The 20,360-nt window shown below is 68.5% G+C and carries 14 protein-coding genes and 3 rRNA genes (1 of these 17 running past the window's edge); 7 read left to right on the top strand and 10 right to left on the bottom strand.

Going from position 1 to position 20,360, the window contains the following annotated elements:
- From WJM95_RS15135 to rrf, 3 genes are all read left to right on the top strand, one after another.
- Positions 1 to 7, top strand: a 16S ribosomal RNA gene (locus WJM95_RS15135); it begins 1,519 nt to the left of the window's first position.
- Positions 8 to 317: 310 nt separating this feature from the next.
- Positions 318 to 3,438 (top strand): 23S ribosomal RNA (locus WJM95_RS15130).
- 86 nt (positions 3,439 to 3,524) lie between these two features.
- Positions 3,525 to 3,641: ribosomal RNA gene (gene rrf / locus WJM95_RS15125) — 5S ribosomal RNA — on the top strand.
- The 16S, 23S and 5S rRNA genes sit together here, the layout of an rRNA operon.
- Positions 3,642 to 3,827: 186 nt before the next feature.
- Here rrf and WJM95_RS15120 read toward each other — a convergent pair.
- Positions 3,828 to 4,589 (bottom strand): CDP-alcohol phosphatidyltransferase family protein, encoded by a 762-nt coding sequence (locus tag WJM95_RS15120; RefSeq protein ID WP_339130273.1) that lies wholly within the window; start codon positions 4,587 to 4,589, stop codon positions 3,828 to 3,830.
- A gap of 150 nt (positions 4,590 to 4,739) precedes the next feature.
- Between WJM95_RS15120 and WJM95_RS15115 the strand changes: the two genes are divergently transcribed.
- Positions 4,740 to 5,300, top strand: coding sequence for a GNAT family N-acetyltransferase (locus WJM95_RS15115; protein WP_339130272.1), 561 nt, complete (start codon positions 4,740 to 4,742; stop codon positions 5,298 to 5,300).
- Between the two features lie 26 nt (positions 5,301 to 5,326).
- On the opposite strand, the gene WJM95_RS15110 is transcribed toward WJM95_RS15115, so the two are convergent.
- The 8 genes from WJM95_RS15110 to WJM95_RS15075 form a co-directional block, all read right to left on the bottom strand.
- Positions 5,327 to 7,027, bottom strand: coding sequence for a type VI secretion protein (locus tag WJM95_RS15110; protein ID WP_339130271.1), 1,701 nt, complete (start codon positions 7,025 to 7,027; stop codon positions 5,327 to 5,329).
- 1 nt (position 7,028) lies between these two features.
- Positions 7,029 to 8,453 carry an ATP-binding protein gene (locus tag WJM95_RS15105; protein ID WP_339130270.1) on the bottom strand — a complete coding sequence of 475 codons (1,425 nt, stop codon included), beginning with the start codon at positions 8,451 to 8,453 and terminating at the stop codon, positions 7,029 to 7,031.
- Positions 8,454 to 8,467: 14 nt separating this feature from the next.
- A complete protein-coding gene (locus WJM95_RS15100) occupies positions 8,468 to 10,027 on the bottom strand; it encodes an SCO6880 family protein (protein WP_339130269.1) in 1,560 nt (519 codons plus the stop codon).
- Positions 10,024 to 11,349: a hypothetical protein gene (locus tag WJM95_RS15095; protein WP_339130268.1), complete on the bottom strand. Its 1,326-nt coding sequence runs from the start codon at positions 11,347 to 11,349 to the stop codon at positions 10,024 to 10,026. The genes WJM95_RS15100 and WJM95_RS15095 overlap by 4 nt, the downstream gene beginning before the upstream one ends.
- Positions 11,339 to 12,190, bottom strand: a complete 852-nt coding sequence (locus WJM95_RS15090; protein WP_339130267.1) for a hypothetical protein — start codon at positions 12,188 to 12,190, stop codon at positions 11,339 to 11,341. Before WJM95_RS15090 ends, WJM95_RS15095 begins: the two co-directional genes overlap by 11 nt.
- A 209-nt stretch (positions 12,191 to 12,399) precedes the next feature.
- Positions 12,400 to 12,708, bottom strand: coding sequence for a hypothetical protein (locus WJM95_RS15085; protein WP_037622434.1), 309 nt, complete (start codon positions 12,706 to 12,708; stop codon positions 12,400 to 12,402).
- A 485-nt stretch (positions 12,709 to 13,193) separates the two neighbouring features.
- Positions 13,194 to 14,513, bottom strand: a complete 1,320-nt coding sequence (locus WJM95_RS15080; protein WP_339130266.1) for a S53 family peptidase — start codon at positions 14,511 to 14,513, stop codon at positions 13,194 to 13,196.
- Positions 14,514 to 14,826: 313 nt separating this feature from the next.
- Entirely contained in the window at positions 14,827 to 15,087 is a 261-nt protein-coding gene (locus tag WJM95_RS15075) for a DUF397 domain-containing protein (RefSeq protein WP_339130265.1), read from the bottom strand.
- A 297-nt stretch (positions 15,088 to 15,384) separates the two neighbouring features.
- Between WJM95_RS15075 and WJM95_RS15070 the strand changes: the two genes are divergently transcribed.
- The 3 genes from WJM95_RS15070 to WJM95_RS15060 all read left to right on the top strand — a co-directional run bounded on the left by WJM95_RS15070 (position 15,385) and on the right by WJM95_RS15060 (position 18,172).
- A complete protein-coding gene (locus WJM95_RS15070; protein WP_339130264.1) occupies positions 15,385 to 16,164 on the top strand; it encodes a trypsin-like peptidase domain-containing protein in 780 nt (259 codons plus the stop codon).
- 106 nt (positions 16,165 to 16,270) lie between these two features.
- A complete protein-coding gene (locus WJM95_RS15065) occupies positions 16,271 to 17,278 on the top strand; it encodes a bifunctional lytic transglycosylase/C40 family peptidase (RefSeq protein WP_339130263.1) in 1,008 nt (335 codons plus the stop codon).
- 192 nt (positions 17,279 to 17,470) lie between these two features.
- Positions 17,471 to 18,172 (top strand): phosphatase PAP2 family protein, encoded by a 702-nt coding sequence (locus tag WJM95_RS15060; RefSeq protein WP_339130262.1) that lies wholly within the window; start codon positions 17,471 to 17,473, stop codon positions 18,170 to 18,172.
- A gap of 24 nt (positions 18,173 to 18,196) precedes the next feature.
- On the opposite strand, the gene WJM95_RS15055 is transcribed toward WJM95_RS15060, so the two are convergent.
- Complete coding sequence (locus WJM95_RS15055; RefSeq protein ID WP_339130261.1) at positions 18,197 to 19,774, bottom strand: FAD-binding oxidoreductase; 1,578 nt, start codon at positions 19,772 to 19,774, stop codon at positions 18,197 to 18,199.
- Positions 19,775 to 20,360: the final 586 nt, after the last annotated feature.

The following is a 20,360-nucleotide window of genomic DNA, read 5'->3' as shown; positions in this document are numbered from 1 at the left end:
CTCCTTTCTAAGGAGCACTTCTTACCGAATTCGCTCGGTCAGAGGCCAGTACATCGGCGAATGTTCGATGCTGGTTGCTCATGGGTGGAACGTTGATTATTCGGCACTCTTGACTGTCTTCTCCTTCCAGTACTGCTCTTCGGAGCGTGGAAAGAATGAGGGAAGCGGTAAGGGTGTCGGGCACGCTGTTGGGTGTCTGAAGGTACGGCCGATCATGGCTGCCTTCAGTGCCGGCCCCAGTGCACTCGAACTACTGGTTCGGGGTGATGGGTGGTTGGTCGTTGTTTGAGAACTGCACAGTGGACGCGAGCATCTGTGGCCAAGTTTTTAAGGGCGCACGGTGGATGCCTTGGCACCAGGAACCGATGAAGGACGTGGGAGGCCACGATAGTCCCCGGGGAGCCGTCAACCAGGCTTTGATCCGGGGGTTTCCGAATGGGGAAACCCGGCAGTCGTCATGGGCTGTCACCCATACCTGAACACATAGGGTATGTGGAGGGAACGCGGGGAAGTGAAACATCTCAGTACCCGCAGGAAGAGAAAACAACCGTGATTCCGGGAGTAGTGGCGAGCGAAACCGGATGAGGCCAAACCTCAAGCGTGTGAGACCCGGCAGGGGTTGCGCTTGGGGGGTTGTGGGATCTCTCTTTCACAGTCTGCCGGCTGTGAGGCGAGTCAGAAACCGTTGATGTAGGCGAAGGACATGCGAAAGGTCCGGCGTAGAGGGTAAGACCCCCGTAGTCGAAACATCAACGGCTCGTTTGAGAGACACCCAAGTAGCACGGGGCCCGAGAAATCCCGTGTGAATCTGGCGGGACCACCCGCTAAGCCTAAATATTCCCTGGTGACCGATAGCGGATAGTACCGTGAGGGAATGGTGAAAAGTACCGCGGGAGCGGAGTGAAATAGTACCTGAAACCGTGTGCCTACAAGCCGTGGGAGCGTCGGGCAAGCACTTGTGCTTGCCTCGTGACTGCGTGCCTTTTGAAGAATGAGCCTGCGAGTTTGCGGTGCGTTGCGAGGTTAACCCGTGTGGGGAAGCCGTAGCGAAAGCGAGTCCGAACAGGGCGATTCAGTAGCGCGCTCAAGACCCGAAGCGGAGTGATCTAGCCATGGGCAGGTTGAAGCGGCTGTAAGAGGTCGTGGAGGACCGAACCCACCAGGGTTGAAAACCTGGGGGATGACCTGTGGTTAGGGGTGAAAGGCCAATCAAACTCCGTGATAGCTGGTTCTCCCCGAAATGCATTTAGGTGCAGCGTCGTGTGTTTCTTGCCGGAGGTAGAGCACTGGATAGGCGATGGGCCCTACCGGGTTACTGACCTTAGCCAAACTCCGAATGCCGGTAAGTGAGAGCGCGGCAGTGAGACTGTGGGGGATAAGCTCCATGGTCGAGAGGGAAACAGCCCAGAGCATCGACTAAGGCCCCTAAGCGTACGCTAAGTGGGAAAGGATGTGGAGTCGCAGAGACAACCAGGAGGTTGGCTTAGAAGCAGCCACCCTTGAAAGAGTGCGTAATAGCTCACTGGTCTAGTGATTCCGCGCCGACAATGTAGCGGGGCTCAAGCGTACCGCCGAAGTCGTGTCATTGCAGCAATAGGGCCAACGCCCGCTGTGATGGGTAGGGGAGCGTCGTGTGCCGGGTGAAGCCGCGCCGGAAGGCAGTGGTGGACGGTTCACGAGTGAGAATGCAGGCATGAGTAGCGATACACACGTGAGAAACGTGTGCGCCGATTGACTAAGGGTTCCTGGGTCAAGCTGATCTGCCCAGGGTAAGTCGGGACCTAAGGCGAGGCCGACAGGCGTAGTCGATGGATAACCGGTTGATATTCCGGTACCCGCTGTGAAGCGTCAAACATCGAACCAGGCGATGCTAAGTCCGTGAAGCCGCCCCGGAGCCTTCGGGCAAAGGGGAGTGGTGGAGCCGACGGACCAGACCTGTAGTAGGTGAGTGATGGGGTGACGCAGGAAGGTAGTCCATCCCGGGCGGTGGTTGTCCCGGGGTAAGGGTGTAGGCCGTGTGATAGGCAAATCCGTCACACATTAAGGCTGAGACCCGATGCCGAGCCGATTGTGGTGAAGTGGATGATCCTATGCTGTCGAGAAAAGCCTCTAGCGAGTTTCATGGCGGCCCGTACCCTAAACCGACTCAGGTGGTCAGGTAGAGAATACCGAGGCGTTCGGGTGAACTATGGTTAAGGAACTCGGCAAAATGCCCCCGTAACTTCGGGAGAAGGGGGGCCATCACTGGTGATTGGATTTACTCCATGAGCTGGGGGTGGCCGCAGAGACCAGCGAGAAGCGACTGTTTACTAAAAACACAGGTCCGTGCGAAGCCGTAAGGCGATGTATACGGACTGACGCCTGCCCGGTGCTGGAACGTTAAGGGGACCGGTTAGTCACTCTTCGGGGTGGCGAAGCTGAGAACTTAAGCGCCAGTAAACGGCGGTGGTAACTATAACCATCCTAAGGTAGCGAAATTCCTTGTCGGGTAAGTTCCGACCTGCACGAATGGCGTAACGACTTCTCGACTGTCTCAACCATAGGCCCGGTGAAATTGCACTACGAGTAAAGATGCTCGTTTCGCGCAGCAGGACGGAAAGACCCCGGGACCTTTACTACAGTTTGATATTGGTGTTCGGTTCGGCTTGTGTAGGATAGCTGGGAGACTGTGAAGCTCGGACGCCAGTTCGGGTGGAGTCGTCGTTGAAATACCAGTCTGGTCGTGCTGGATGTCTAACCTGGGTCCGTGATCCGGATCAGGGACAGTGTCTGATGGGTAGTTTAACTGGGGCGGTTGCCTCCTAAAGAGTAACGGAGGCGCCCAAAGGTTCCCTCAGCCTGGTTGGCAATCAGGTGTTGAGTGTAAGTGCACAAGGGAGCTTGACTGTGAGACCGACGGGTCGAGCAGGGACGAAAGTCGGGACTAGTGATCCGGCGGTGGCTTGTGGAAGCGCCGTCGCTCAACGGATAAAAGGTACCCCGGGGATAACAGGCTGATCTTCCCCAAGAGTCCATATCGACGGGATGGTTTGGCACCTCGATGTCGGCTCGTCGCATCCTGGGGCTGGAGTCGGTCCCAAGGGTTGGGCTGTTCGCCCATTAAAGCGGTACGCGAGCTGGGTTTAGAACGTCGTGAGACAGTTCGGTCCCTATCCGCTGTGCGCGTAGGAATATTGAGAAGGGCTGTCCCTAGTACGAGAGGACCGGGACGGACGAACCTCTGGTGTGCCAGTTGTCCTGCCAAGGGCATGGCTGGTTGGCTACGTTCGGGAGGGATAACCGCTGAAAGCATCTAAGCGGGAAGCCTGCTTCAAGATGAGTATTCCCACCCCCTTGAGGGGTTAAGGCTCCCAGTAGACGACTGGGTTGATAGGCCAGATCTGGAAGCCCGGTAACGGGTGGAGGTGACTGGTACTAATAGGCCGAGGGCTTGTCCTCAGTTGCTCGCGTCCACTGTGTTGGTTCTGAAACCACGAACAACCGTCGTAGCCATGCCACGGCTCCGGTTGACAGTTTCATAGAGTTTCGGTGGTCATAGCGTGAGGGAAACGCCCGGTTACATTCCGAACCCGGAAGCTAAGCCTCACAGCGCCGATGGTACTGCAGGGGGGACCCTGTGGGAGAGTAGGACGCCGCCGAACAAATTTTTGAGAAAACCCCCGTGCCGGGGATACCGGTACGGGGGTTTTCTGCGTTCCAGGCCCCATTCCCACAAGCATTTCCAGGGACGCGGGTCACACGGAACATGGACGACGGACCACAGGACACGCAACGTGAAAGGGGGCGGTCTCCGCTGGGAGACCGCCCCCTTTCACGTGGTGCCGCGGCTACTTCAGGCGGGACGACGCGACGATCGAGACGACGTGCGCCGGCACGAGCAGCCACACGATCGCCGTCACGGCGACGGTCGCGATCCGCGTGGCCGTCAGATCGCCGAGCGCCAGGTCCACGACGGCGGTGACCAGCAGCAGGATCGTGCACTCGATGCCGTTGACCAGCCGGTGCAGGCCCACGGCCGAGGCGAGCCGGCGGACGTGCGCGAGACCGCTGGAGCGCGGGACCACGGAGGCGTCGGTCGCCTTCTGCATACCGCTGTCGGAACGGGCCACGTGCACGAGGTCGGAGGACGACTTCAGGAGCAGGACGCCGATCGCCGCGGCCAGACCGGCCACCAGATAGAGATTCAGGCCGAGTTGAGCGGCACGGATGCCCATGCCCACCATCACGGCCGCGTCGGCGAGGTACGCGCCCAGACGGTCCAGGTAGACGCCGAGCGGGCTGAACTGGCGCCGCCAGCGGGCGACTTCGCCGTCCACGCAGTCGAGCAGCAGATACAGCTGCATGAAGACGACGGAGAGGACCGCGCCCCCGAGGCCCGGCAGGATCAGGGCGACTCCCGAGAGCATCCCCGCGAAGACCATGATCACGGTGATCTGGTTCGGCGAGATACGGGTGTCGACGAGATGGCGGGTCACCCGCAGGGAGAGGGACCTCATGTAGAGGCGGCCGGCCCAGTGCTCGGCGCGGCTGTCCAGCTTGCCCGTGGGATGAATGACGTTGCGGAGTTCCTCTAGTTGGACTTTGGCCATGCGGTGTTCTCCCTGGCGAGCTTGCGCGCGATCGGATCGGGCGGCTGACGATGCCGTACAGGGAAGAGCATGACGGTGGCCGGGCCGGTGGTGATCGGCAGGGTGGATATCGGATGAGCCCGGCCGTACGCACGTACTACGGTGACAGCCATGAACTCCAGGGGCTACGAGATCCGTTCCATACGTTCCGACGAGTGGCGGCAGGTGAAGGAGCTGCGGCTCGACGCCCTGCGGGACCCCGTCGCGCACCTGGCGTTCCTGGAGACGTACGAGAAGGCGGTGGCCGAGCCCGACGCCTTCTGGCAGGACCGGGCGTCCGGTGCGGCTGTCGGTGCCACCGTGCGGCAGCAGATCGTGGCCGTCGGCGAAGACGGCGTGTGGGCCGGTTCCGTGACCGTGCTGGTCGAACGGGCCGGTGTACCGGACGCGTTCGGGGAGGTGCCCGAGTACGACCAGGGGCATGTGGTGGGGGTCTACGTACGGCCCGAGCACCGGGGGAGCGAGGCCGGGGTGACCCGGGGGCTCTTCGACGCCGCTCTCGCGTGGTCCTGGGCGTCGGGACTCGAGCGCGTGCGGCTGTTCGTGCACGAGAGGAACGGCCGCGCCGAGGCGTTCTATCGGAAGACCGGCTTCCTTCCCACCGGGGAGACCACGCCGATGCCGGGCGGCACCGGTGAGCTGGAGCTGGAGTTCGTCATCACCCCGGGCTGAGGGATCCCCCCGTACGCCTCGCCGGCTCAGACCGGAAGCTCGTACTGCGGCCAGCGGGAGCGGAGTTGCTCGCGGGAGCGGAGGAGGGCCAGTGTCGGCAGGCCGCGGGCCGGGCCCGTGGTCAGCAGATCGGGGAGCTGCGGGAGCGGGGCCACGGCCGCGACGTCGTCCAGGACGAGCGTGAATGGTGGGTCGAGCCGACCGGAGGATGACCGTTCGGCCATGCGCCGGCCACGCTCGACCACGCTTGAGGCGAGGGCCGTCAGCAGAGGCATGGCGCCGGGGCCGGCCTTGGGGTCCTCGAGGGGTTCACCGATCATATAAAGAGTGCCCCCTTCGTTGACGAAGGAATCCAAGGCGAGGCTGTCACTTCGGTTCGGAGTGCAGGATTCCCGGATGTTGACCGTGGCGAGCGACGACAGCGCACGGGCCGTCAGCTCCTGCGCGATGTCCCGGCGTTCGGGGTGCGAGACGAGCGCGGCCTCCAGTTCGCCCGCGGCGCCGGACGCGGCCCTGGGATGCGTCCGCAAGGCCCGTACCGCGTCCTGCACCTGCGAGCCCTGGGCCCAGCGGTGGACGTGGCGGAAGGCCTTGCCCTCCACGGCGGCGGCGTGCAGATAGCTGCGCATGAGCGTCTCCGCGACGTCGGCCATCGCCTGGTCCGCCTTGGCGGAGGGGCGTACCGGCGCGAGGAGCGCGGCCGCACGGGCCGCCGCCGTCTCCTTGTCCTCGCAGCCGGTCGTGGGCGACCAGTGGAGGCGGGCCGGGGTGTCGCAGAGGTGGGCGGGGTCGTAGAGGAGGACGGGGCCCAGTTTGGCGCGGGCGTCCTTGGTCGCCGACCAGGTGCGCGGGTCGGAGGTGATGACGAGGGCCGGGCCCTCGGCGTCCCGCACGGCCTGGGCCGCGGTGAGGTGGCGGGTCTCGGCGGGGGCGAGGACGACCGCGTGCGGGGACGTCCACGCGGGCTCGTGCCGGGGCGTCGGGGCGGGACCGGGGGCCCCGGAGGTACGGGCCGCCCCGGTCCCGGCGGCGACGTCCTCCCAGCCGTCCTCGGGGCCGGGTGCCGGCGCGTCCTGATACCCCTGGGTCTGTGCCGGGGCGGCCACCTGACCGTGTGCCGCGCCCGTGAGCGTCTGCGGGGCGGGATGCGTCTGGTCCGGCTGGTGGGCCGGGTACTCCCGTGGCGCGGGGCCCTCGGCGGTCCTGGCCGTCTCCAGGGGCGGTGCGGGCAGGGGCCGTTGCTCCGTCCTGGCCGGCGGTACCACCGGGTCGGGCGTGGCTGCGGACGCCTCGGCCGGCCCGGTGCCTCCGGACGCCTTGGCCGCCCTGGCCTGGGCCCGGCGGCGTCCCCGGCCCGCCCGCCACCGGGCCACGGTGCCCATCACGAACACCGCGAGGACCAGCAGCACCATCAACTGGCCGATGAACAGCCCCCAGAAGAGGCCGTAGCCCGACAACTGGGAGGCCGGGGTGTCGGGCCAGGCGCCCGCGATGTCGTGCGGGGCGCCGATCAGGTGCCGCATGGCGAGGGGCGTACGGGTGAAGGTGATCGCGTCCGGCCAGGCGCCGCGGGAGAACCAGCCCGCGAGGCCCGTCGCCGTCCACACCATCAGGGTCATGCCGAGGAGGAAGCCCAGCACCCCGATGAGCAGTCCGTCGGGGATGCCGCCCGGCCCGTCGCGCCGGGGGGCGTGCCGATCGTCGTGCCGGTCGGGGTACTGGCTCATCTCAGGCCACCGTGGACTCGGCTGAGCCGTCGATGTCGCTGAGATGCTGCTCCATGAAGGCCGCCGCTCTTTCCTCGGCCTCCAGTTCGGCGGCGCGCAGGGCGTCGTCGGCTGCGAGGTCGGCGGACGACTGCGTCATGGCGCGGTCGGTGAAGACCAGCGGGCGTTCCGTCTCGGTGATGAGGTGTTTGACCACCTGGACGTTGCCGTTGACGTCCCAGACGGCGATGCCCGGGGTCAGGGTCGGGATGATCTCGACCGCCCAGCGGGGCAGGCCGAGGACCCGGCCCGTGGACCGGGCCTCGTCCGCCTTCTGGGCGTAGATGGTCCGTGTCGAGGCCATCTTGAGGATTGCGGCGGCCTCCTTGGCCGCCGCTCCGTCGACGACGTCCGAGAGGTGGTGGACCACCGCCACGAAGGACAGGCCGAGACGGCGCCCGAACTTCAGGAGCCGCTGGAACAGCTGGGCCACGAACGGACTGTTGATGATGTGCCACGCCTCTTCCACCAGGAAGATGCGCTTCTTGCGGTCGGGCCGGATCCAGGTGTGCTCCAGCCACACACCGACGATCGCCATGAGGATGGGCATGGCGATGGAGTTGCGGTCGATGTGCGACAGGTCGAAGACGATGAGGGGGGCGTCCAGGTCGATGCCGACGGTCGTCGGGCCGTCGAACATGCCCCTGAGGTCACCGTCGACGAGCCGGTCCAGGACCAGGGCCACGTCCAGGCCCCAGGCCCGTACGTCGTCTATGGCGACGTTCATCGCCTCGGCCGACTCGGGTTCGGGGTGGCGCAGCTGCTCGACGATGTCGGTGAGCACCGGCTGGCGCTCGACGATCGTCTCGTTGACGTAGGCGTGCGCGACCTTCAGGGCGAAGCCGGACCGCTCGTCGAGGCCGTGGCCCATCGCGACCTCGATGATGGTGCGCAGCAGGGCGAGCTGGCCCGTCGTCGTGATCGAGGGGTCGAGCGGGTTGAGCCGGATGCCCATGTCCAGGGCGGCCGTCGGGTCGAGCCGGATGGGAGTTATCCCCAGCTCTTCCGCGATGAGGTTCCATTCGCCGACGCCGTCCTCGCCCTGGGCGTCGAGGACGACGACCTGGCGGTCGCGGAAGCGCAGCTGCCGCAGGACGTAGGTCTTCTCCAGGGCGGACTTGCCGTTGCCGGACTCGCCGAGGACCAGCCAGTGCGGGGCGGGGAGCTGCTGCCCGTACAGCTGGAAGGGGTCGTAGATGTAGCCCTTGCCGGAGTACACCTCGCGGCCGATGATGACGCCCGAGTCGCCGAGACCCGGTGCGGCGGTGGGCAGGTAGACCGCCTGCGCCTGGCCCGTGGAGGTGCGCACGGGCAGGCGGGTCGTCTCGACCTTGCCGAAGAGGAAGGACGTGAAGGCGTCCGTCGCGGCGGACAGCGGATCCCGCATCAGTGCATCAGCCCCTACCTGCGGATTCCGGTGGCGAACGGCAGTGTGTTGACGAAGGCGCGGTGGTGCTCGCGGTCGCACCACTCGAGCTTCAGGTACGACTTGCCGGCCGAGGCGCGGATGGTGCGCTTGTCGCGGGCGAGGGCCTCGGGGTTGCGGGAGGAGACGGTGATGTAGCCGACGAGGTTGACGCCCGCGGCGCCGCTCGCCAGGTCCTCGCCGCGCTGGTCCAGGCGGTTGTGCGAGGCGATGTCGCGCGGGTCGACGGTGCGGTTCATCTTGGCGGCGCGGCTGGCCTCGGCCTCGTCGTTGGTCTTCTCGGTCAGCATGCGTTCGATGGCGATCTCGGTGGGTTCGAGGTCCATGGTCACGGCGACCGTGCGGATGACGTCGGGGGTGTGGACGAGCAGCGGGGCGAGGAAGTTGACGCCGACCGGGGTCATCGGCCATTCCTTCACCCAGGCCGTGGCGTGGCACCAAGGGGCGCGGGTGGAGGACTCGCGGGTCTTCGCCTGGAGGTACGTCGGCTCCATGGCGTCCAGTTCGGCCGGCCAGGCGTTGCGCTTGGTCATCGCCTGGATGTGGTCGATCGGGTGGTCGGGGTCGTACATCGAGTGCACGAGGGAGGCGAGCCGTCCCTGGCCGAGCGGCTGGCGTACGCGGATGTCGGCTTCCTGGAGCCGGGAGCAGATGTCGGTCAGCTCGCGGGCCATGACGACGGCGAGTCCGGCGTCCCGGTCGACCTTGCGGCCGCCCTGCGGGCGGGCAGCGCGTGCCATCGCCTGTCCCTCGGCGGCCAGTTCGCGCGAGTAGTGCATGCAGGCGACGAGATAGGCGCGGTGCTGCTCGCTGCTGGTGGACACCATGGACTGGAGCTGGTCGTACGACTGCTGGAGCCAGCCGGGGGCGCGGTCGTCGCCGCGCTGGGAGACGTCCTTGGCGTGGGCGTCCGGGTCGGCGGGGAGGGTGCGGGCGAGCATCTGGAGGCGGGTGACGAAGCCGTCGCCGTTCGCCACGTGCTTGAGGAGCGTGCCGAAGCGGTCGACGAGGGCCTCCTGGTCCTCGCTGTCGCGCAGTCCGACGCCCGGTCCCTCGATCTCGATGGCCGCGGTGACGGTCCGCCGGTCGGCGTGCAGCAGGACGGCGATCTCGTCGGGTCCGAAGGGGGCGGCGAGCCAGGAGATGCGTCCGATGCCGGGCGGCGGCCCGATCTCGACCTCCCGGCCGTCGAAGCGGGTGCCCGCCTCCATCACCTGGTTGCGGTAGGCCGTGCCCTGGCGCAGGGTCCGCTTGTAACTGCGGTTGATCTCGAACCACTTGTAGAACGTGCGCCGCTTGTACGGGACGTACACGGCCGCGAGCGCGAGCAGCGGGAAGCCCATCAGCAGCACGATCCGCAGGGACAGCACCGGGACGAGCAGGCCGCACATCATGCCGAGGAACGCGCCGCCGATGATGAGCGCGATCTCGCCGGACTCGCGGTTCCGGCCGACGATCGCGTTCGGCCGGGCGCGGCCGATCAGATATGTACGGCGGGGCGTGACCGGATGGGACAGGTGGGACTCGGTCGTCAACGCCCTTCACCTCCCGTGCGGTTGCTGTTGCGGGTGTTGCCTGCGTGCGGGGTGTTGACCGGGCTGCTGCGCGGCGGTGGTGCGGCGGAGGGGACGGATCCGCCGCCTCCGTTCGGGGTACGGCTGCTGTGCGCGGCCACACCGCCGGACGCCGGGTTGGCGGGGCGGGGCTGGCTGTTGCCGCCTCCGCCGCCACCGTTGTTGTCGGCGCGCGAGCTGTGGGTCTTGATGCCCTGCGCGACCAGGGTGGCGGGCGAGCTGATCACGGCGGCGGCCTTGCCCTCGGCGCCCTGCATGATGCGGTTGTTGCGGGAGCCGGCGATCTCGTCGCCGAAGCCGGGGACGAAGCGGTAGATCATCGCGCTGGCGAAGATGGCGAGCAGGATGATGGCGAGCCCGGAGACGACGGCGGAGAAGGAGTCGGGGCCGTTGTCGGAGGACGACAGGGCGCCGGCGAGGCCCAGCACGATCACGATGACCGGTTTGACGAGGATGACCGCGATCATGATGCCCGCCCAGCGGCGGACGTGGCCCCACAGGTTCTTGTCCACGAGGCCGGCGTAGACGACGGTGCCGAGGAGGGCGCCGACGTAGAGCAGGGCGGCCCGGATGACCAGCTCCAGCCAGAGGATTCCGGCGGCGAGGATCGAGACCATCGAGACGACGATCAGCATGATGGGGCCGCCGCCGATGTCGCTGCCCTTGTTCAGCGCGCCGGAGAACGTGCCGAAGAACGTGTCCGTCTGGTTGCCGGTCGTCTTGGCGAGCACCTCCGTGACGCCGTCCGTCGCCGAGACGACGGTGTAGAGGATCAGCGGGGTGAACGCCGAGGCCAGCACGGTCAGCCAGAGGAAGCCGATGGCCTCGGACAGGGCGGTGCCGAGGGGGACGCCTCGCACGGCCCGCTTCGCGACGGCCAGCAGCCACAGGAGCAGGGTCAGGATCGTGGACGCCGCGAAGACGACGGCGTACTGCTGGAGGAACTTGGAGTTCGTGAAGTCGACGTTGGCGGTGTCGTTCACGGCGGCGGAGAGTTTGTCGATGGTCCAGGAGGCGGCGTCTGCGCAGCCCTTGGCCAGGGAGGAGAGGGGGTCCAGCGTGGACCCGACACCGGGGTCGGTGCTCAGGCCGGACTTACCGGATCCTTTGGTGCCGCTGTCGCAGTAGTTGCGGGCGGGGCCGTGGATGAGACTGCAATGGTTGTCGCTCGGCGACGGCGATGGCGTGGGCGCGGCGACCGCTCTCGTGGCCAGCAGGACCGCCGAGGCCTGTACGGCCCCGATGACCGCGGTCAGTTTGAGTACGCGGTGGTTAGCGGGCATACGTGAACCCTCCGTACTCCTCGACAGCCTTCGCGATGTCGTCGGCGCTGGAGGCCCGGTCGTCGCCAGGGACGGGCGCGGGGCCGTCCTTCTGGGAGTGCGAGACGATCTTCCAGTCGCCGCCGGTCCACTCCAGCTTCATGGTGATGGTGAACCAGCTGCTGGTGACCGGGTTGGTCGAGTTCTCACCCGCGAGACCGAGCAGACCACCGCACCAGACCTCCACGGTCGCCGTGTCGCCCGTCGACTGGGTGGTCTTGGTCCCGATGGGAGTCGTGCGCGAGACGAAGGTGTAGCCCTGCGGAGCGGAGCCGTCCTCTTTCAGGCCCACGTTCTTGTTGAACTGCGGGGTGTACGCCTGGTCCAGCGTCGTCTCGAAATCGGTCACCTTGGCGGGGGTGATCACGGTCGCGAGGATCTGGTCCCGCCGGGCCTTGTCGAACATGTCGGCCGAACCCAGCGCCACCGCATAGTTCGCGGCAGCGCTCTGTGCGCCCTCCTGGGTGTGGGGGAAGCCCGACGGGATGCCCGTGGTTCTCGTCGTCACGGGGTGGTTGCCGGAGGGCGCCGTGGGAGACGTTCTCGCCTTGTCGCCGCTCCCCCCGCCGGAGGCGTCCGTGTTGTCGCCGCGGTTCGCGAAGGCGATCGCGGCGATGAGCAGGACGACCACGCCGACGACCGTGACCAGGCTCCGTGAGGACGACCCGCGTCCGCGCCGCGCGCCGCCGTAGACGTCGCCCGGACGGTCGGGCAGGCGGGTGCGGGTCTGGCCGGAGCCGCCGTACCCCCCGTCCTCGCCGCGCGGGCCGTCCCCGTACCCGGGTTCGTCACCGAGACTCATGCCGCGTACGCCCCCTCAACCTCTCGCTGAACCATGTAGTACGACGGTAGCCGTGCTGGTTCCCGCGCGGGCGCGGTGTGGTGACTGGACATCAGGGAGTTGCAACCTCAGCCGGTGGGCACGACGGACGGATGGGTCGGTGGAGCGAGGATCCGGGCGCGCCCGGCCGGGTACTGACGGTGCGCCGGGTGGGGCGCGGCCCGGCCGGGCTACACGGCCATGCCGTACACGATGGTGAAGAGCGTGCCGAGGGAACCGATGATGAAGACGCCCGTGAGCCCGGCGATGATGAGGCCCTTGCCCTGTTCGGCGCTGAAGGTGTCGCGGAGGGCCGTCGCGCCGATGCGCTGTTTGGCCGCGCCCCAGATCGCGATGCCGAGGCAGAGCAGGATGGCGACCGCCATCACCACCTCGACCATCACCTTGGCTTCGTTGCCCAGGCTGCCGAACGGGCCCCAGTCCGGGGCGATTCCACCGATGATTGTGTTGATGTCGCCCTTGTCGGCTGCGAAAAGCATGTAAGTCACCGCCCCTAGTGGGTAGTTCTGCACCCCCTGCCACTGTGCGCAGAGGTCGGGCCCATTCTCGCCGACAATGACGCCTTCGTATGTCGACTTGACGTCATTGGTTGGCGGGATTCGTGCGAATTCCTTGGCACCGGCGTACGCGGGACCCTCCTGGGAGGCGTATGGCGGTATACGACGAGTCGTATCGTCACTCTGTGTATCACGGCTGGTCACGCCGGGCAATGAAGTGGAAGCGAAACCTGTCGCGTGGTTCCGTCGTTGTCCCCTTCTAGGGCTCGGAGCGCGGGGCGGGATTCGAACGGACGCGGCGGCGCCGGAAGGATTCTGACGGTGCGTCGCGCCGGTGTTCCCCGGGTCGCCGGGCCCGCCCGGGGTGGACGGGGACGGCGGAACGGGCCGCGGCTGGTTGCCGCGGCCCGTTCGCCGGGTGATGCCGGGGAACCCCACGTTTCCCGGCAGTGCCCACACTCCGGAGGTCAGCCGGTGAAGGCGGTGACACCCTCCGGGGTGCCCCATCCGGTCGGGCCGTCGTAGCCCGTCGTCGCGGTGCAGAGGTAGCTGGTGGAGCAGCTGCCGTTGTTGCCCGAGGTCACGTCGTTGAGCGCCGAGGTGCCGGCCGCCGTGTAAGGGAACTTCGCCGGGTAGGAGCCGCTGGACGGCGTACCGCCGAGGGCGTAGACGCCCGCGATGATCGGCGAGGAGGCGCTGGTGCCGCCGAAGGTGTACCAGCCCGCCGTGATGCCGTACGAGTCGTACACCGCCACGCCGGTGGCCGGGTCCGCGACCGCCGAGACGTCCGAGATGGTGCGCTTGGAGCAGCCCGTGTCAGTCTGCCAGCTCGGCTTGGTGTCGTACGAGGAGCAGCCGGAGCCGGTGCCCTCGGTGCTGCTGGTCTTCCAGACCGACTCGGTCCAGCCGCGGCTGGTCGAGGTCGCCTTGGTCAGGGCGGTGCCGCCGACGGAGGTGACGTACTGGGAGGCCGCCGGGTACTCGGCGCCGTAGCCCTCGTCGCCCGCGCTGACGGTGATGGCGCCACCGGTGTGCTTGAAGTACGAGGTGTCGTACGAGCTGTCGGAGGAGGACTCGGAGCCGCCGTAGCTGTTCGAGACGTACTTCGCGCCCAGGGTCACCGCCTCGTTCACGGCGGTGCCGAGGTTGGCCATCGAGGAGGACTTGGCCTCGATGAGGGTGATGTTGCACTTGGGGCAGATCGCGCTCGCCATGTCGAGGTCCAGGGAGATCTCCTCGGCCCAGCCGCTGTCGCTCGACGGGAGCGAGGTGGTCGAGCCGGTCTGGCTGACCTGCTTGAAGCAGCCGTTGGCGACGGTGCACGCGCTGAGGCCGTAGTACGAGCGGTAGGTCGCGAGGTCGGCCGCGGCGTTGGGGTCGTTGTAGGCGTCGACGATGGCGATGGTCTCGCCCGAGCCGTTGGAGGAGGCCGCGGAGGTCAGGCCGTACGCGGACCGCAGGTCCGTGGGTCCGAAGCCGGACGGGGTGGAGGCGGTGGCGGCCTCGGGGGTGACGCCCTTGGCGTAGGCCTTCTCCGCCATGTACTCGGTGACGCCGCCGGTGACCCGCTTCGCGTCGCAGGCGGCGAAGCCGGCCTTCGCGGGCGTCGCGCACGCCCTGGTCCAGCTGACGTGGGGGGCGACCCTGGGTGCGGCGGTGTGCGCCTGGGCGGACCCGGCGCCGCCGAGGCCCGCGAGGACGAGCGCGGCGACGCCGATGACGGCCGCGCCGGCCCGGCGCAGGCCGCCGGGGGTGGGGGAAGGTCTCTGGGGGAGTGTCGTGCGCAACGTACTGCCTCCTGGAAGTGGTGGACAGGGGCGGTGCGGGTGCGGCGCCGGTGCTGTGTCCCCGGCGGCGGGCCGAGCGGCCCGCGACGACCTTCTCTTGTTGAGTACGCGACAACAAGAGGCTTCTGGAAGTCTTGCTTCCGCCTTGCCGAACGCGGTGGGCGCGTGACCTCTCCATGGCTCACGGATGGCTGGAGACTGACGGCTGCTTGACCCCACTCACAGCTCGTTCAGGGGAATTGCACGGGAGCCGAGCCGGAGCGGGACCGCCCGCGCTCACCTCGGGGACTCCGCGCGTCAGGGCCTCATGGCCTCAGGAGCGGTCCTTGGCGGGGGCTGCCGGACCGGCGCCCTCCAGTCCCTCGACGAAGTGGTCGAACTCGCCCGCCCGGACCCCCAGGACGAACGCGTCCCATTTCCTGCGGGTGGTGGTGACCACGTTCCCCGGGTCGCCCGTCTCCCGGAGGTGGACCAGGTCGTCCTCGCCGAAGGCGATCTCGATCCAGGGGCCGGGCCCGGTCGCGTCCTCGGGGGCGGCGCGGACCCAGTCGAGTCCGCGGGAGAGGTCAGCCACGGCCGTGTTCCTCGCGGTGCGAGGACTTCCGCCGGGTGGGCGTGGGCATCGCGGACTCCTTCACAGGTCCTCGGGGGCGGTGCGGACGACTTCCGGGGCCACGGTAGCCCCGCCCCGCGCGGGCCCGCGCCGACGCGTGCGGGGCCCGCGGGGCCCGAACGGGGCCCGGCGGTCCCCTGGCCTGCGCGGGGCCGTGGGTGCGACCGGGTGACGGTGGCCGGGCGAGGTCGGCATTCACAGGTGATACTCGGACAGGTCCGAGGTTTTTCTCACCCGCTTGCGGCAAGGTGAGGGGCGATGAAGAGCATCCGCATCACCCGTCTCCCAGACACCCGGCGGCCCGCACTGCTGGGCGCGGCCCTCGTGCTGCTCGCGGTGACGTCCTCGTCCGTCGCCTCGGCCGACGACGGCCCGGGGCCCTTCGGCGTGACCGTGCAGGCGGCCCGGAACAGCCGCAGCGTCCGGGTGGGCGCCCTCTTCCACGGGAGCGCCGCGAGCGAGGGCGGCGGCGGGCACTTCTGCACCGCATCCGTCGTGCACAGCGGCGGACGCGACCTCCTCCTCACCGCCGCCCACTGCCTGGACGGGGAGGCACAGCTCTCCTTCGCGCCCGGCTACCGGGACGGCACGGCGCCCTACGGGTTCTGGGACGTCCAAAGCGTCTTCCTGCCCGATGGGTGGAAGCAGGACCAGGACGAGGACAGTGACGTCGCCTTCGCCGTCCTGGCCGCCCGTGACGGCGTGGAGGTCGAGGACGCGGTGGGCGGCGGGAACTCCTTCGCCGCGCACCGCACCACCGGGGCCACCGCCGTCACCGTCACCGGATACCCCGGCTCCGTCGACACCCCCATCACCTGCACCGACAAACCGGCCGCGCAGAGCCGTACGCAGCAGCGCGTCGAGTGCCCCGCCTTCGCCGGCGGAACCAGCGGCAGTCCCTGGGTGAACGGGGACGGCGCGGTCGTCGGCGTCATCGGCGGCCACGAACAGGGCGGGGACACCGACGACGTCTCGTACAGCGCCGTGTTCGGCACCGAGGCCGAGGAGCTGTACCACGTGGCCGCCCTGGCCGGTTAGCGCCCCCGCGGCGGGACCACCGCCCTGTCCGTGCGCGCGACACCCCTCTGGCGAGGGGCCCCGCCTCTACACTGACCTCGGCGGACTCCTGTGCGGCGAGGGGCGGTTGACGGTGCGTAAGGCCTGGATCGTGGCGACCGCGGCCGTCGGCGCGGGGATGGGCTTCGTGATGCTGCTCGTCGTCGGCGTCTACCTGGTCGCCGGGAACCTCGCGGGCGGCATCGGCGGCGGTTCGGTCGGGCTCGCCAAGGGCGCCGTGCCCGCCGCGTACCAGACCCTCGTCCAGAAGTGGGGCAATCTCTGCTCCGCGATCAATCCCGCGCTGCTCGCCGCCCAGCTGTATCAGGAGAGCGGATTCAATCCGAACGCGAAGAGTCCGGCGAAGGCGGAAGGGATAGCGCAATTCATTCCGGGGACCTGGGCCACGCACGGAGTGGACGGCGACGGGGACGGCGTGCGCGACGTGTGGAACCCGAATGACGCGATTCCGTCGGCCGCCTCGTACGACTGCGAGCTCGCCTCCTACGTGAAGAACGCTCCGGGAAACGTCACCGACAACATGCTCGCGGCCTACAACGCGGGTGCCTACGCGGTCATCAAGTACGGGGGCGTGCCGCCGTACGCGGAGACCCGCAACTACGTCAGGACGATCACCACGCTGGCCAAGAGCTTCGCGGCCCCGGTGACCCGGGTGGACCCCTCGAAGCAGGCGGCCGCGGCCATCACGTACGCGCAGAGGAAGCTCGGCACGCCCTACCTGTGGGGCGGCAACGGCACGGCTGACCAGGGCGGACGGTTCGACTGCTCCGGTCTGACCAAGGCCTCGTACGACAGCGTCGGGGTGTCCCTGCCCCGGGTGGCCAACGATCAGTACAACGCGGGGCCGCACCCCAAGCGCGACGAACTCCTGCCCGGGGACCTGGTGTTCTTCTCGGACGACCTCACCAACTCCCGCGCCATCCGGCACGTGGGCATCTACGTGGGCGGCGGATACATGATCGACGCCCCCAGGCCGGGCGCCGTCATCCGGTTCGACCCCGTCGACACGCCCGACTACTTCGGGGCCACCCGGGTGACCGAGGACGGCGCGAAAGCGTTGCCCACTTCGGTATGAATCCACCCCTTGATCTGCGGCGATATCTCTCTTCGATAACGTGTGCGTGATCATTCAGTGGAGGGTGGAACGTATGGGAGGGGACCGTGCGTTCCTTTTGACGTAGAGAACTGATCTACAACCACGGGGGTGGATCGAGCGGCGCGCGAAAGGGCGCGGTCGCGGGAAAGACGACGAAGGGGCCGCAGCGCCATGGCGCAACTCGCCGAATCCGGTTCGAACCCCGACGTCGACCTGCTCTACGACATCAATGGCCTGGCCAAGCACGCGCCGCACTGGGCCGACAGGATCATGGAGTTCGTCGGCGAGTGGGGTCTGCTGCTCGCGATGGTGCTGCTGGTCCTGTGGTGCTGGGCGACCGTGCGGCGGCGGGGCGGTGCCGACGCGGCCGCGTCCGTGGCCGCCCTCGTCTGGGCCCCGCTCGCGGCCGGGATCGCGCTTCTCGTGAACATCCCGATAAGGGGTTTCGTGGAGCGTCCGCGCCCCTTCGTGGACCACCAGGGTCTGGACGTCCTGGTGAGCGGCAAGACCGACTTCTCCTTCGTCAGCGACCACGCCACCCTCACCATGGCGATGGGCGTCGGACTCTTCGTCGCCAACCGGAGGTTCGGGCTCGCCGGGATCGCGCTGGCGCTGCTCGAAGGGTTCTGCCGGGTCTTCATGGGCGTGCACTATCCGACGGACGTCATCGGCGGGTTCGCGCTCGGCACGGCCGTCGTGCTGCTGCTGTCGCCGCTCGCCATGGCCCTGTTGACCCCGGTCATGAAGGCCGTGGAGACGGCGCCCCGCGTGGGCCGACTGATCCGGGCGCGCGGCACCGCGCCCGCCGGGCGGCAGAACCTGATCCCGGGGGCACGGACCGAGCACACGGAGGAACGCGACCTCGCCGCGTAGGCCGCGGCGGGCCGGGCCGGTGCCTCAGAGGGCCTGGGGGAACGAGAAGAAGCGGTTCGGGTCGTACTGGTGCTTGAGGGCCGCGAGGCGGGTGGCCGCGTCGCCGTAGTACGCCTTGCGCCAGTTCGTCAGCGTCGCGTCGGTGTAGTTCTGGTAGGCCGCGCCCGAGGCGTACCGGGTCATCGCGTTGTGGGCGCCCGTCAGCCAGGACTGGGCGGTGCTGCCGGAGGTGCCCGCCCGCCAGGAGACGATGTACTGCGCCAGCATGCGCGAGCGGCGGTGCACGAACGCGGTGGACGTGGGCGCGACGCGGTTGACGGCGCCGCCGAGGGCGGTGAGCGCGATGCTGCCGGCGCCGCCGCGTACCGCGGAGATCTGGTTCAGGAGCGTCTGGATTCCGGCCGCCGATATCGAGCGGTCGAAGAAGTCCGAGCGCGCCGCGTAGGTCTCGCGGCCGAGGGCGCCCTGCGGGCTGCGGCCCGGGGTGGAGCCGGGCAGGTGGCACTGGGCGTCGGCGGAGAACGAGGAGCAGCCCGCGTAGACCTCCATCGACTCCTCGTACGAGCGCCTCTTGAGGGAGACGCTGCGTGCGGGGGAGCCGATCCGGTCCGCCAGGCGGTCCACGGCGTTCTGGAGCTCGCCGTAGGTGCCGAGGGAGAAGGCGGCTATGGAGACGGTGGGGGTGCCGCCGGCGGCGTTCGACAGGTGGCAGGACGACCAGATCTCGTCCGGCTGGCTCGGGCCCCACTCCTGCCAGGCCTTCACCACGGCGGCGGCCTTGGCCCACGGCCAGGTCATGTAGGCCGAGACGCCCTGCGGCGCGGGGTGGGTCTTGAAGCGGAGCTCGGTGACGACGCCGAAGTTGCCGTTGCCGGCTCCGCGCAGGGCCCAGAACAGGTCCTTGTTCTCGGTGGCGTTCGCGGTGAGCTGCTTGCCGTCGGCGGTGATCAGCGTCGCCTGGGTGAGGCTGTCGCAGGTCAGTCCGTACGCCCGGGACACGACGCCGTGGCCGCCGCCCAGGGTCAGTCCCGAGACGCCCACGGTGGGGCAGGAACCGGCGGGGATGGTGACGCCCTTCGCGGCCAGCGCGCGGTAGACGTCGATCAGTTTGGAGCCGGCGCCGACGACCGCCTCGTTCGCCGAGGCGCGGATCTTGTTGAGCTTGGAGACGTCGATGATCAGGCGGCCGTCGCCCGAGGACCAACCGGCGTAGGAGTGGCCGCCGTTGCGGATCGAGACCTTCACGCCGTGGGCGCGGGCGTAGTCCATGGTCGTGCGGATGTCGTCGGCGTGGGCCACGTAGGCGACGGCGGCGGGCTTCAGGTTGTCGAAGCGGGTGTTGTACAGCTGGTGGGCGGCGGGCCAGCTGTGGTCGCCCGGGCGGATCAGGGCGCCGTCGAGCTGGTGGCCCAGCGCGATCCAGTTGGCGGCCGCGCTGTCGGCGGCGGTCGCCGTGCGGATGCCGGTGGTTCCCGACGTGGTGGCCGTGGCGCTCGTGCTCGCCTTGCCGTCGGCGTGTGTGCCGCTCTTGCCGCTGCACGCGGACGTGGCCGCCGCCGCGAGGACGGCCGTGGTGCCGCCGATGAACGAACGCCGTTGCATGTGTGCCTCCCGTGGGTTCCGTGGAACGAGACGGGTCCACGGGCCCGGGGGTTCCGCAGGGCCGTGTCGCAGAACGGCTACAGCACGGTGGCCGTCGCGGGTTCGGTCCGGTGGGTGGGTCGGGGCCGTGCCGGTGCATCAGCCCGTCGCCGTTGGGTGAGGTGTGACCGTCGGTGGCGACGGGCATCGATGTACCGGCACGGCCCCTCGCGCCCGGATCCCGGCTGCGGGTGCGTCGTGGTGGCCATCCGCGTTTGGCCCCGGCCGGCGAAACTTCAGCCCCGGCCACCCACGTCCCAGCCCCTGCTGGCGAAGCCGAGCTTCGGCCCCGGCCGCCCGATTTCAGCCCCGGCCGGCGAAGGTTTCAGCCCCTCCGGCGTTTGAGGAGCGGGGGCTGGGGCGGAGCCCCGGGTTCGGGTTGGGTAGGGGCGGAGGGGGCGAGAGAAGGCTGGGGCCCTGGGCCTGGTGGGTGCGCGTTCCGGGCGGGGGCGGAGGAAGGGGGCGGCGGACTGGTTCAGGCGGTCACTGCCAGGGCGTGGGTCGTGGCGTCCGTGCGGGCCTGGCTTCTGGCGCGCCGGGCCGGGCC

Source organism: Streptomyces sp. f51 (genome assembly GCF_037940415.1).
In the GTDB taxonomy this organism is placed as follows: domain Bacteria; phylum Actinomycetota; class Actinomycetes; order Streptomycetales; family Streptomycetaceae; genus Streptomyces.
The sequence above is the reverse complement of the archived record's forward strand: the minus strand, read 5'-3'. Positions and strand labels throughout refer to the sequence as shown.